Annotated in this window: 11 protein-coding genes; 4 read left to right on the top strand and 7 right to left on the bottom strand. The window is 66.1% G+C overall.

Annotated features, from left to right (window positions below; genetic code table 11):
• Window positions 1–10: 10 nt before the first annotated feature.
• On the bottom strand, window positions 11–874 hold the full coding sequence (locus tag ACQKPE_RS08960) for a pirin family protein (RefSeq protein ID WP_427665048.1): 864 nt from the start codon (window positions 872–874) through the stop codon (window positions 11–13).
• 164 nt (window positions 875–1038) lie between these two features.
• Between ACQKPE_RS08960 and ACQKPE_RS08955 the strand changes: the two genes are divergently transcribed.
• From ACQKPE_RS08955 to gstA, 3 genes are all read left to right on the top strand, one after another.
• A complete protein-coding gene (locus ACQKPE_RS08955) occupies window positions 1039–1974 on the top strand; it encodes a LysR family transcriptional regulator (RefSeq protein WP_427665046.1) in 936 nt (311 codons plus the stop codon).
• Window positions 1975–2087: 113 nt separating this feature from the next.
• Entirely contained in the window at window positions 2088–2954 is an 867-nt protein-coding gene (gene yghU / locus ACQKPE_RS08950; RefSeq protein WP_427665044.1) for a glutathione-dependent disulfide-bond oxidoreductase, read from the top strand.
• A gap of 16 nt (window positions 2955–2970) precedes the next feature.
• Entirely contained in the window at window positions 2971–3582 is a 612-nt protein-coding gene (gstA, locus tag ACQKPE_RS08945; protein ID WP_427665042.1) for a glutathione transferase GstA, read from the top strand.
• A 145-nt stretch (window positions 3583–3727) separates the two neighbouring features.
• On the opposite strand, the gene ACQKPE_RS08940 is transcribed toward gstA, so the two are convergent.
• The 6 genes from ACQKPE_RS08940 to ACQKPE_RS08915 all read right to left on the bottom strand — a co-directional run bounded on the left by ACQKPE_RS08940 (window position 3728) and on the right by ACQKPE_RS08915 (window position 11944).
• On the bottom strand, window positions 3728–4636 hold the full coding sequence (locus ACQKPE_RS08940; RefSeq protein WP_427665041.1) for a LysR family transcriptional regulator: 909 nt from the start codon (window positions 4634–4636) through the stop codon (window positions 3728–3730).
• Window positions 4633–4935, bottom strand: coding sequence for a LysR family transcriptional regulator (locus ACQKPE_RS08935; RefSeq protein ID WP_427665039.1), 303 nt, complete (start codon window positions 4933–4935; stop codon window positions 4633–4635). Before ACQKPE_RS08935 ends, ACQKPE_RS08940 begins: the two co-directional genes overlap by 4 nt.
• A complete protein-coding gene (locus ACQKPE_RS08930; RefSeq protein ID WP_427665037.1) occupies window positions 4932–6020 on the bottom strand; it encodes an NADH:flavin oxidoreductase in 1089 nt (362 codons plus the stop codon). Before ACQKPE_RS08930 ends, ACQKPE_RS08935 begins: the two co-directional genes overlap by 4 nt.
• Window positions 6021–6084: 64 nt before the next feature.
• Entirely contained in the window at window positions 6085–7590 is a 1506-nt protein-coding gene (locus ACQKPE_RS08925; RefSeq protein WP_427665035.1) for an efflux transporter outer membrane subunit, read from the bottom strand.
• Window positions 7587–10793: an efflux RND transporter permease subunit gene (locus ACQKPE_RS08920; RefSeq protein ID WP_427665033.1), complete on the bottom strand. Its 3207-nt coding sequence runs from the start codon at window positions 10791–10793 to the stop codon at window positions 7587–7589. The genes ACQKPE_RS08925 and ACQKPE_RS08920 overlap by 4 nt, the downstream gene beginning before the upstream one ends.
• On the bottom strand, window positions 10790–11944 hold the full coding sequence (locus tag ACQKPE_RS08915; RefSeq protein ID WP_427665032.1) for an efflux RND transporter periplasmic adaptor subunit: 1155 nt from the start codon (window positions 11942–11944) through the stop codon (window positions 10790–10792). The genes ACQKPE_RS08920 and ACQKPE_RS08915 overlap by 4 nt, the downstream gene beginning before the upstream one ends.
• Before the next feature lie 218 nt (window positions 11945–12162).
• Here ACQKPE_RS08915 and ACQKPE_RS08910 point away from each other — a divergent pair, with 218 nt between their 5' ends.
• Window positions 12163–13101, top strand: a complete 939-nt coding sequence (locus tag ACQKPE_RS08910) for a LysR family transcriptional regulator (protein ID WP_427665031.1) — start codon at window positions 12163–12165, stop codon at window positions 13099–13101.
• Window positions 13102–13117 lie beyond the last annotated feature (16 nt).

The following is a 13117-nucleotide window of genomic DNA, read 5'->3' as shown; positions in this document are numbered from 1 at the left end:
GGCCTGTGCGTTAACGAATGTCGTAAGGGTCCAGGCGGCCTTCCTCGACCAGGCGCTGGCCGAGTTCGCGAATGTGCGCTTCGCCGAGCAGCAAGGCGTTTGGCGAGGTGTGCACCGAGTAATAGCCCAGCGCCAGGTCGTGCTCGTGGGGCGCGGCCGAGCCCAGCACGAATTGGGTATCGGTCAGCGCTCGGAAGTGCACGGCGTCATCGCCGGCCTCGAAGGCGATCAGTTCTTCCGGTTGCAGGAGTTCGCCATTGCCGAGCAGGCCACCTTCGACAGGGGAAACCCACAGCACCGTGTGGCCGCGTGGCGGCGTGTAGGTCCAGTGCTCGCCGGCCTTGAGCTTCACCGCCAGGTAGTTCATCGGCGAGGGCGCCGGTAACGCGCTGCGAGCGCCATCGTACTCACCCAGCAGTACCTTTGCAGGCCCGCTGCTGGCAATGTCTGCGCTGGCCTGGAAGGCCCCCATCGATGGGCCCAACTCAAGGCTGGGCGGCAGCGCGACCCAGAGCTGGAAGCCACGCACCCGGTTGTTCTGCACATCGCTCGCACTGGCGCCATGCCACATGCCGCGACCCGCCTGCATCCACTCCACACCGCCAGGGCTCAGGGTGACGGTGGTGCCGTCCGGGTCGATCAGGTCCATGTGCCCGTCGATCAGGTACGACAGCGTCGCGATGCCGGAATGAGGGTGCAGCGCGCCAGCGAAGGGTGGGCCCTGCATATCGAAGAAGTCCAGGAACACGAATGGCTTCAGGTGCTGGCCCAGGTCGCCGGGGCTCATCAGACGGGTCACCGGGCCACTGCGGCGACCGTAGGTGCGATGTGCGATGCGGCGAAGTGGCAGGGTGCTGCGAGCGACTGCGGACATGACGGTCTCCTTCGTTTTGGCGGTTGTGGCGCGGTTGCGTCCTGGTGCCCACTGTAGGGAATGGCGAATAGCTCGGAAATATGGTTGAGTGGGATGCACTATTCCAAAAATCTTAGTAATAGAATGCTGTTGACCCGCTCCCATTTGCCGACAAGGAACCTTTCATGGACCTCAACGACATCGCGCTGTTCGTCCAGGTGGTGCGCGCCGGCAGCTTCGCTGAAGCCGGCAGGCGCCTGGGCATGCCGCCCAGCACCGCGAGCCGGCGGTTGCAGGCGTTGGAGCAGGCGCTGGGCGTGCGCTTGATGCAGCGCACCACGCGACGCCTGGTGCTGACCGACGCGGGACGCAGTTTCTTCAGCGAGTCGGCCGACCAGATCGATGCGTTGCAACGCACGGCCAGCCAGGTGAGCACCGCGTCAGGGGAGGTGGCTGGTCGCGTGCGGGTCGCGGTGCCGGCCGATTTCTTCGCCTGGTTTCCGGCGCAGGCCGTGGCGCAGTTTCTCCAGAAGCATCCACGCGTGCGCCTTGAATTCGAGCTCAATGACGCCCGTGTCGATCTGCTGGGCGAATGCATCGACGTTGCCCTGCGCGCGGGCAGCCTGGCTCCAGGGCTGCATGCGCGCAGGCTCGGCACCAGCCACGAGACCCTGGTGGCCAGCCCCGCGTACCTGGCCACGCACGGCGTGCCGCTGCAGCCGCATGAGCTGGCCACGCACCTGTGCATCACCACGCCCTCGAACGGCGGCCCGCGTACGACCTGGCGCCTGGGGGATACCCAGGGCAATGTCGCGCAGGTCGAGGTGAGCGGGTCGTTCCAGGCCAATACCGCCTCGGCGCGACTCGCCGGAGCGTTGGCGGGGATGGGCATTGCCCTGTTGCCCAGGGCGTTCAGCGCACCGCACGTGGCGGCGGGGCAGTTGCAGGAGGTGTTGCCGGACTACGGCTGCGGGGAGCTGGGCATGCACCTGGTCTATCACAGCCGTCGCCAACTGCCGCTGGCGGTGTCGGCGTTCATCGAGTTCGCGGCGAGCACCATCAAGGCGCAGGGCTTGATGCGTGTCGATCGCCCTCGCGGTGGTGACTCGAACAGGCGCTGAAGGCCATTGTTCAAGGGCCTGAACGGTCAATTCGCCCGCGCCTCGTATATCCGCAGGCAGCCCCTCGTTAGAGTCCACTCAACCTGACGCCCCCTCATCCCAAGGAGCGAAGCATGAGTGACTCGACCCAGCAAAACTTTCCTGCGGGCTACCAGCCGCCGAAGGTGTGGCGCCCGAAAACCGACCACGGCGGCACGTTCGCCAGCATCAACCGCGCCGAATCCGGCGCCCGCTTCGAGCAGGCGCTGCCGGTCGGCAAGCACCCCTTGCAGCTGTATTCCCAAGGCACGCCCAATGGGCAGAAAGTCACCATCCTGCTCGAAGAGCTGCTGGCCGCCGGGCACAACGGCGCCGAGTACGACGCCTGGCTGGTGGACATCTTCAAGGGCGAGCAGTTTTCCAGCGGCTTCGTCGACATCAACCCGAACGCGAAGATTCCGGCACTGGTGGACCGCACCACCGACCCGGTGACGCGGGTGTTCGAGAGCGGCTCGATCCTGATCTACCTGGCCGAGCGCTTCGGTGCCTTCCTGCCTCGTGAAGGGCAGGCGCGCAGCGAAACGTTCAACTGGTTGATGTGGCAGATGGGCTCGGCGCCGTTCCTCGGCGGTGGCCTGGGCCATTTCTACGCCTACGCGCCGATCAAGATCGAATACGCCATCGACCGCTACGCCATGGAAACCAAGCGCCAGCTGCATGTGCTGGACAGCCACCTGGCTTCCCATGAATTCCTCGCGGGCGATACCTACACCATCGCCGACATGGCCGTGTGGCCGTGGTACCCCGGCAGCCTGCTGGGTGTCTATGGCGCTGGTGAGTTCCTGGAAGTGGAGCAGTACACGCACCTGTTGCGTTGGTACCACGCCATTGCCGCGCGCCCGGCAGTGAAGCGGGGAAGGGTGGTCAACCGCATCAACGGCGGGCCTGGCGAGTGCCTGCGTGAACGGCATGCTGCATCCGACCTGGATGCGTTGTTCTGAAACTGGAGATTGAAACGTGAAACTGTATTTTGCCCCGGGTTCCTGTGGCTTGGCCTCGCAGATCGCCTTGCGCGAAGTGGGCCAGGTGTTCGAGTTGATGAAGGTCGATTTCGCCACCAAGACCACAGTCGAAGGTGATTACTTCAAGATCACGCCCAAAGGCTTCGTGCCAGCCCTGAAGCTGGAAGACGGCGATGTGCTGACCGAGGGCGCGGCGATCCTGCAATGGATCGCCGACAGCCACCCGGAACAAGGCTTGCTGCCCGCGTTCGGCAGCCGCGAGCGTTACAAGGCATTGGGTTGGTTGAACTACGTGGCTACCGACCTGCACCGCGGCATGGCGACGATGTTCTCGCCGTTCATCGATGCCGCGTCCAAGGCCCGCTATGCCGAGAGCAACCTGGCACCTCGCTTCGCCTATGTCGATGAGCACCTGGCCAGCCATGAATACCTGATGGGCAGCCAGTTCAGCGTGGCCGATGCCTACCTGTACAACGTGCTGTGCTGGCCGCCGCGTGTGGGGGTGGATATCACAGGCTTCGCGGCGATTCAGGCGTTCATGGCGCGTATGGAGCAGCGTGAGAGCGTGCGTGCGGCGTTGGAGGCCGAAGGTATTCAGCGGCACTGACAGGTGGCAGGGTGTTGGGCTGGGGCCGCTTTGCGGCCCTTCGCGGGCAAGCCCGCTCCTACAAGTTCTTCAGAGTCCTCAAGAACGCTGCAATACCTGTAGGAGCGGGCTTGCCCGCGAAGGACTGCAAGGCAGCCCCATCGTCTCACCTCAAGCTGGGGTGATTGCCGAACAACTGCGCCGCCCAATCCAGAAACACCCGCAGCTTGGCCGGCAAATGCCGGTGCTGCGGGTACACCAGGTAGATCGGCAATGGGTCGTTGTGCCAGTCCTCTAGTACCGGCACCAGGCGTCCCGCTTGCAGATGCGGCGCCAGCAAGTGCTCGGCCATCTGCACGATGCCAAGGCCCGCCACCCCCGCCGCCGTGTAGGCGAAGCTATCGTTCAGGGCTATATGGCTGGACAACCCCACCTGCACACGCTCGCCTTCGCGGGCGAAGTACCAGTCGAACACCTTGCCCGTGCGTGCGGAAAAGTAGTTGACGCAGGCATGCCCGGCCAATTCATCGGGATGCTGCGGGCAGCCGTGGCGTTCGAGGTAGGCCGGTGAGGCGCAGGTCAGGTAGCGCATGCTGCCGACGCGCTTGGCCACCAGCCGCGAGTCAGCCAGCTGGCGCCCGCCGCGGATGGCGCAATCCACCCCTTCCTCGACCAGGTCCACCGCGCGGTCGCTGCTGCCCAGCTCCAGCTGGATACCGGGGTAGGTGGCGAAGAATGCCGGCAGGGCAGGGACGATCACTTCGCTGGCAAGCCAGGTGGGGGCGTCCACGCGCAGGCGCCCGGCAGGGCTCTGCTGGTTGTGCGCCAGGTCGTCCTCGGCGTCGCGCACCGCCGACAGGATGCGCAGGCAGCGCTGGTAGTAGGCAGCGCCTTCGGTGGTCACGCTGACATGCCGGGTGGTGCGGTTCAGCAATTTGGCCGACAGCGAGGCCTCCAGCGCCTGCACCAGGGTCGACACCGTGGCCTTGGGCAGCTTCATGTTTTCGGCAGCCCGGGTAAAGCCACCGGCATCCACCACCTGTACGAACACTTCCATCGCTTGCAGCTTGTTCATGGACGTTCCTCATCTTCGCAGGCCCCGGCAATCAGCACTTGCAGGATGAACAGCGCCGGTGCCAGTTCCTGGGCGAGCATGTCAGCCTTCGACGTTGGGCGCACGCTTCGCCCGCAAGGTACGAACAAGGGGTCGCCGAAGCGCACGCGCAGCTTGCCGAGCACGTTGCTCACCGCAGGCTGCGTGACGTTCAGGCGCTTGGCCGCCTTCGAAACGCCGCCCTCCTGGTACACCACCAGGAAGGTCACCAGGGTGTTGAGGTCGAATTCCAGGAAGTGCCGTACATCGACCGTGGTCACAGGCTTCCCCGTACCACGAAGCTCTGCCAGCAGCGCATGTGGCGGATGAAACGTTCGCTCAGGCCGCCCGCGCGCAGGTACTCGGCGGTGACCGGGGTAGCAGGGCTGTCGTACAGCGGGTTGGCCTGTACTTGCAGCGGGAAGTCGCGTTGCAGGATGCCGGCGCGGCCGATCAGCACGAAGTCGCAGCCTTCTTCGAGCAATTGTGCAGCGCGTTGCGCGCCCATGATCTTGCCCGCCGCACCCAGGCGCACGCGCTTGCGCGGCAGTTCGGTGAACACGTTGAGCATGCGCTGGCCCTTGAAGTCGCCGTCCTGGACGATCTGCGCGCTGTCCCACAGGGCCAGGTCGAGGTAGTCGATCAGCTCGCGGTCGAGGATATCGGCGGTGACTTCGCGCAGCTCTTCCAGGCGCAGGCCGTAGCGCTCCACCGACAGGCGCCAGCCGATCTGGAAGTTGGGGCCGCACACGCGGCGGATGCCTTCGATCACTTCCAAGGTCAGGCGTGCCCGGTTCTCCAGGCTGCCGCCGTAGCGGTCGGTGCGGTCGTTGAGATGGGGCGACATGAACTCCGAGAGAATCCAGCCGAATGCGCCATGGATGGCCACGCCATCGAAACCGGCGCGCTCTGCACGCAGCGCACCGGCGATGAAACTGTCGCGGATACGTTCGATCTGTTCGGTGCTCAGGGCCCGTACACCTGGCACGGTGAAATTCGAAGCGGGCGACGGGGTACCGCCGATCAACGGGTTGGCGCGATGCCCGGCGTGGTGCAACTGCACGGCAGACAACCCGCCGCCTGCGCGCACGGCATCGGCCATCTGGGTCAGCCCGGCGAGGTGTTCGTCGCAGAAGATGCCCAGCTGGCGCTCGAAACCGATACCGCCGGCTTCGACATGGCTGGCGCAGGTCTGTACCAGGCCGTAGCCGCCTTGGCCGACCTGGGCCATCCAGTCGACGTCGAAGGCCGAGGCGGTACCGTCGTGTTCGCTTTGCTGGTTGGTCAAGGGCGCCAGCATGAAGCGGTTGCGCATAGCCGGGCCGTGCAGCAGGGGCAGGGGTTTGAACAGGTCCGAAACGGGCATGGGAAAGCCTCCAGGTTCAGGAAAGGGTGGGCGGCCTTGGGCGAGCTCCCGGCCGCCGGTCAGGTCAACTGCGGTTGCCGGACTGGTCGAGGTTGGCGTCGCTCCAGCCGCCGCCCAGTGCTCGCACCAGCTCGACGGTGGCACGTGCGCGCTCGCCCTCGGCCTGGATCAGCGCCTGGCGGTTGCGCAGCAGCGTGCGCTGGGCATCGACCACGTTCAGGTAGTCGACATCGCCTTCGTCGAAGCGCGATTGCGCCGCACCCGCCACCCGCGTGGACGCCTGCTCGGCGCCGCGCTGGTGAGTGATGCGCAGGTCCAGGGTGCGCAGCGAAACCAGGCCGTCCTCGACCTCGCGAAAAGCCTGCAACACGGCCTTGCGATATTCGCCGACGCGTTGCTGGTACAGCGCCCGAGCGCGGGTCAGGTCGGCATCGCGCCGCCCGCCGTCGAAGATCGGCAGGTTCAGCGCCGTGCCCACCAGCGGCCCGAGCAGGAAGGTGCGTTGCGACCAGTGGGCCAGGTTGCCCAGTTCCTGCGACTCGTAGCCCAGGCTGCCGGTCAGGGTCAGCGCCGGGAAGAACGCCGCCTTGGCCACGCCGATACGCGCGTTCTCGGCAGCCATGGCGCGTTCGGCGGCGGCCACGTCCGGGCGCCGTTCGAGCAGGCTCGACGGCAGGCCTGGCGGTAGGCGAACGGTCACCGCTTGCAACGGCGCAGGCGCCAGCGAGAAGGCGGCAGGCGCCTGGCCGAGCAGGGTCGCCAGGGCATGGGCGGTGAGTGCGTATTGCAGCTCGACGGCCTGTTGCTCGGCGCGTGCCGAGAACAGTTCGGTACTGGCCTGGTCGACGATGAAGCTGGCCGCGTCGCCGTCGTCGAGACGGCGTTGCAGCAGGCGCTGGGCGTCCTCGCGCAGGGTCACGGTTTCGCCTAGCAGCTGGCGCTCGCCCTCCAGTTGGCGCAGGCTGAAGTAGGTGCGGGCGACATCGGCCTGCACCAGCAACAGCATCTGGTGCGCCAGGGCCTGCTGCTGGGCAGCGTCGGCCTGCGCGGCATCCACCGACGCCGCCACGCGGCCGAACAGGTCGACCTCGTAGGCCACCGTGGCCTGGGCGCGCCACAAGGTTTGCGAGGTGCCGGGGGCGCCGTCGCCATTGCCATCGGCAGCCCCGGAGGTGCGCTGGCGGGTGGGGCCCAGGCCCGCATCCACCGATGGCACCCGCGCCGCTTCGCTGCGTGCGCTCAGGGCGCGGGCCTGTTGCAGGCGAGCCATGGCGATGCTGACGTCAGGGTTGGCCTTCAGCGCCTCTTGTTCCAGGCGCATCAGCACTGGGTCGCCAAGCACCTCCCACCATGGGGAGGGTGCCTGTAGGTCGGCGGGCTCGGCCGGGCGCCACTGGCCTGGGGTTTCGGCGGGCTTGAGCGGGGTGAAGACACCCGGCTCGGCTTCTGCGAAGTGGGTCGGCACGTTCAAGTCGGGCCGTTGTTCGTCAGGGGGGACCGAGCAGGCCGCGAGCAAGGCGATGGCGATGGCCAGGGCGCAGCGTGCTGGCGTTTGGATCGAATGGCTCATGGCTGGCCCTCCGGCTGCTGGTGTTCAGGGTGATGGGGGACGGTTGCCGGGGGCTGGTGCTGCGCCGCCGAATGCAATGGCCGACCTTTGCCCAAGGCCCTGGCCAGCACGTAGAACACGGGGGTGAGGAACAGCCCGAAGAAGGTCACGCCGATCATTCCGAAGAACACCGAGATACCCATGGCCTGGCGCATTTCGGCGCCCGCACCGCTCGACAGCACCAGCGGGATCACGCCCATGATGAAGGCCATGGAGGTCATCAGGATCGGCCGCAAACGCAGGCGGCAGGCTTCGATAACGGCCTTGAGGGTGGGCATGCCGGCAATCTCCAGCTCCCGGGCGAACTCGACGATCAGGATGGCGTTCTTCGACGCCAGGCCAATCAGTACGATCAGGCCGATCTGGGTGAAGATGTTGTTGTCGCCCCCGGTCAGCCATACGCCCAGCAAGGCCGAGAACAGGCTCATGGGCACGATCAGCAGGATCGCCAGCGGCAAGGTCAGGCTTTCGTACTGGGCGGCCAGCACGAAGAACACCAGCAGCACGCACAGCGGCAAGATCCACACCGCGCTGTTGCCGGCGATGATCTGCTGGTAGGTCAGGTCGGTGTACTCGTAGGCCATGCCGGCGGGCAGGGTTTCCCGGGCAATGCGCTCGATGGCCTGCATCGCCTGGCCGGAGGAATAACCCGGCGCCGGGCTGCCGCTGACGTCGGCGGCAGTGAAGCCGTTGTAGCGCACCACCTGGTCGGGGCCGTAGGTCTGGCTGACCTTGGCCAGCGACGCGATCGGCACCATTTGCCCCGACGTGCTGCGCACATGTAGCTGGCCGATATCGTCGGCCTTGGTGCGGAACTGACCATCGGCCTGCATGCGTACCTGGTACACCCGGCCCAGGAAGTTGAAGTCGTTGACGTAGTACGAACCGAGGAAGGCTTGCAGGGTGTCGAACACCGCCGAGGTGTCCACGCCCAACTGCTGGGCCTTGGCGCGGTCGATGTCGATCTTCAGTTGCGGCACGTTCACTGTGTAGGTTGAGAACAGCGGGCTGAGCTCGGGCGCCTCGGAAGCCTTCTTGATGAACGCCTGGGTGGCGCTGTACAGCGCCTCGTAGCCCAGGTCGGCGCGGTCCTCGACCATCAGCTTGAAGCCGCCGGTGGTGCCCAGGCCGAACACCGGTGGGGGCGGGAAGATACCGGTGAAGGCATTGCCGATGCTGGCGAACTCCTTGCCCAAGTCGGCCGCTACCTGGTCGGCGCTGATGCCCTTGCGTTCACCGAAGGGCTTGAGCAGCACGAAGCTCAGGGCGGTGCTGGAACTCTTGGTCACGGCGTTGATCGACAGCCCGCTGTAGCCCGAGGTGCCCATTACCGCCGGATGCTCGAGGGCCATTGCGTTCATCTTGTTGATGGTCTGCTCGGTGCGGTCCAGGGTGGAGCCTTCGGGCAGCTGGGCCAGCATCACCAGGTATTCCTTGTCCTGGGCCGGCACGAAGCCGCCGGGCACGTGGCCGGTCAGCCAGGCGGTGGCACCCAGCAGACCTGCGTACACTAGCAGCATGGCGCCCTTGCGTTTGACCAAGCCCTGAATGCCAGTGCCATAGTTTTCGCTGGCGCGGTCGAAGGTGCGGTTGAAGCGGTTGAAGAAGCGCCCGAACAGTTTCTGGGTGACGCGAGTGAAGGCATCCGGTGCTTCGCCATGCCCCTTGAGCAGCAGGGCGGACAGCGCAGGCGACAGGGTCAGCGAGTTCACCGCCGAGATCAGCGTGGAGATGGCGATGGTGACTGCGAACTGCTGGTAGAACTCGCCGGTCAAGCCGCTGAGGAACGCCAGCGGCAGGAACACCGCCGACAGCGTCAGGGCGATGGCGATGATTGGCCCGCTGACTTCGCGCATGGCCTGGTAGGTGGCCTCGCGCGGGGTAAGCCCGCGGGCGATGTTGCGTTCGACGTTCTCCACCACCACGATGGCATCGTCGACCACGATGCCGATCGCCACCACCAGGCCGAACAGCGACAGGGTGTTGATCGAGTAGCCCGCCAGCAGCAGGAAGGTGAAGGTGCCGACGATGGAAATCGGCACCGCCAGCAGCGGGATGATCGACGCGCGCCAGGTTTGCAGGAACAGGAACACCACCAGCACCACCAGCGCCACCGACTCGAGCAGGGTCTCGATCACCGCGTCGATGCCCGACTGCACGGCGCGACTGGGCTCGTAGACGATGCGGTAGGTGAGGTCTTCGGGGAAGTCCTTTTCCAGCTCTTCCATCACCCGGTGCACTTCGCGGGAGATCGCCAGCGAGTTGGCGCCCGGTGCTTCCTGGGCGGTCACCGCCACGGCAGGGGCGTTGTCCAGCGTGGCGCGGATGCCGTAGTCCTCGGCGCCGAGTTCCACCCGGGCGACGTCACCCAGGCGCGTGATGGCGCCCTGGGCATCGGCCTTGATGACGATGTCGCGAAATTCCTCGGGAGTCTTCAGGCGCCCGTCGGCGTTGACGTTGAGCTGGAACGCCGTGCCGGCAGGCGCCGGTGCGCTGCCGATGGTGCCCACGGCGGCTTGCAGGTTCTGGCGGCGAATGGCGTCGGCCACGTCAGTGGCGCTCAGCCCGCGTTCGGCCAGCGCCGCCGGGTTCAGCCAGATACGCATGGCATAGCCGCCCGGGCCCCAGATCGACACCTCGCCCACGCCAGGCACCCGCGCCAGGCGGTCTTTCACGTGGCGGATGGCGTAGTTGCTGACGTAGTTGTTGTCGTAGGTGCCCTTGGGCGAAACCATGTGCACGGAGATGGTGATCACCGGCGAGCTCTTGACCGCCGTCACCCCCAGGCGCTGCACATCCTCGGGCAGGCGCGCCTGGGCCTGGGATACGCGGGTCTGTACCAACTGCTGGGCCAGGTCTGGGTCGGTGCCCAGCTTGAAGGTCACGGTCAGGTACAGGTGGCCGTCGCCGGCGGCCTTGGAGTCCATGTAGAGCATGTCCTGCACGCCGTTGATCGACTGCTCCAGGGGCGCGGCCACGGTTTCGGCGATGGTCTTGGCGTTGGCGCCGGGGTACTGGGCGTGCACCACCACCGACGGCGGGATCACCTGCGGGTATTCGGATACCGGCATGTTCAGCGACGAGACGATCCCGGCCAGCAGGATCAGCGCCGAGATCACGCAGGCGAAGATGGGGCGGTCGATGAAGAACTTGGAGATATTCATGGCTGGCCTGCGCCTGCGTTATCGGCGGCCACGGCGTTTACCGCCGTGCCAGGAGGCGCGCGGAAGGCGCCGTCATTGATCACCTTGGTGCCGGCCTCGATGCCGCTGCGCACCACACGTTCCTTGCCCTGGAGTACGCCCAGCTCGACGAAGCGCCGCTGCACCTTGCCCTGGGCGTCGACGATCAGCAGGTACTTGCGGTCCTGGTCGGTACCGACCAGGGCATCGTCGACCATCACCGCGTCGTAGTTCACACCGCCCTGCAAACGCACGCGGGCCTGCAAGCCGGGCAGCATCTCGGCGCTGGCTTGATCGATGCGTGCCCTTACGCGCACGGTGCCGGAGCGCACGTCCATGCGGTTGTCCAGCGCCTCGAGGGTGGCCGGGTAGGGGAAGGCGCTGTCGTTGGCCAGGCCCACGCGGACCTGCGATGGCTTACCGGCACGCAGCGAGGGGGCGATGATGCGCAGGTAGCTCTGCTCGTCCACGTTGAACGCGGCGTAGAGCTTGTCGTTGGAGACGATGCGGGTCAGCGGCGCTGCGTCGCCACCGGCACCCAGCACGTTGCCGGCGGTGATTTCCGCCCGCGAGATACGCCCGGCGATCGGTGCACGCACCTGGGTGTAGCCCAGTTGCAGTTGCGCGTGTTCGAGCGCGGCCTGGGCGCCTTTGAGGGCTGCGGCGGTTTCGCGCGAGGCGTTGTCGAGGGCGTCGAACTCACGGCGTGAAATGGCGTTGGCCTCCACCAGCCGGCGGCCGCGCGCCTGGTCGGTCTCGGCCAGTTGCTTGCGCGTCTGGGCTGCGGCCAGGTTGGCCTGGGCCTGGTTGACCTGGGTTTGGTAAGGGGCCGGGTCGATGGAGAACAACAGCTCGCCCTGGCGCACCTGCTGGCCCGGTTTGAAATGCACGGTCAGCAGGGTACCAGGCACGCGCGGTCGCACGTCGACGACCTCCACGGCCTCCAGGCGGCCGGTGTAGTCCTGGGTGTCGGCGATGCTGCGTTGCTGGGCGAGCTGGTACTTGACGGTGGGCAGCGCGGCAGCGGCCTCGGCGTGCACTTCGGTGCTCTCGGTCCACAGGGTGGCGCCCACGCCGATCACGGCGATCGCAGCCGCCAGGGCTGCCAGTTGAGGCTTTATCAAGGGTTTCATGGTGGCATGCTTGGGGAAGTGGGAAAGCTTGAGTCTGCGCACGCCACGCGGGGGTATCTAGAGCTGAACCTGGCTAACTTTATTGCCTTTTTTGGAATTATTGGTTGGTTTGGTTGATGTGGAAAATAGGGTTTTTTGTTTGTAGTGGCTGGTTTAGCCTAGATAACACTCATGCTTATTGCTTCAAGTGCAATAAATTTCATTCCGGGAGTGCTGCCGTGGACCGCCTTCAATCGATGCAGATCTTTGCCCGCGTCGTCGAAATGCACAGTTTTGGCCGTGCCGCCGACAGCCTGTCGCTGCCACCTTCGCGGGTGACCCGTGCAGTGAAGGAGCTGGAGGCGTTCCTGGGCGTGTGCCTGTTGCGCCGTACCACCCGGCACATCAGCCTGACTCCCGACGGCACGCTGTACTACGACCATTGCCGCCGCCTGCTGGCGGACATCGAGGCGGTGGAGTCGGGTTTTCCAGGCTCGGCGGGCACCCCACGTGGGCGCTTGCGTGTGGACATGACGCTGTCGCTGGCGCGCCTGGTGGTGCTGCCGCGCATCAAGGATTTCCAGGCACGCTTCCCGGATGTCGAACTCACCCTGACCATGAACGACCGCACCGTGGAGCTGGTGCAGGAGGGCATCGACTGCGTGATCCGCGCCGGTACTCCGGAAGACTCGCCCACCTTGGTGGCCAAGCGCATCGGCGCCTTCGAATGGGTAACCTGCGCCTCGCCCGGCTACCTGGCCGAGCATGGCGAGCCCAAGACCCTGGAGGACCTGGCCGACCACCATGCCGTCGGCTACCTGTCGAGCCGCACCGCGCGTTCGCTGGAATGGCACTTCGTAGTCGATGGCGAGGACCGTTGCCTGCGCATGCGCGAGCGGCTGATCGTCAACGACACCGATGCCTATGTGGCCTGCGCGGTCGAGGGCCTGGGCCTGATCCGCGCCGGCAGCTACATGGTGCGCGACCAGCTGGCCAGCGGGCACCTGCGCCAGGTGCTGCCCGATTGCCGCTCGCCAGCGGTGCCGTTGTCGGTGCTGTACCCGAAGAACCGTCACCTCTCGCCGACCGTGCGAGCCTTCGTCGACTGGGTAGCCGAGGTGGTGGGCGAGGCGCAACCCAGCTGGCGCGTCGAGGCGCCGTTGCATTCGGTGGAATAGTCAATTGCGCTGCGGC

The sequence above is a fragment of the Pseudomonas sp. NPDC089554 genome (assembly GCF_050280645.1).
Taxonomy (GTDB): domain Bacteria; phylum Pseudomonadota; class Gammaproteobacteria; order Pseudomonadales; family Pseudomonadaceae; genus Aquipseudomonas.
Note: the sequence above shows the minus strand (reverse complement) of the source record. Positions and strands in the feature narration are given on the sequence as shown.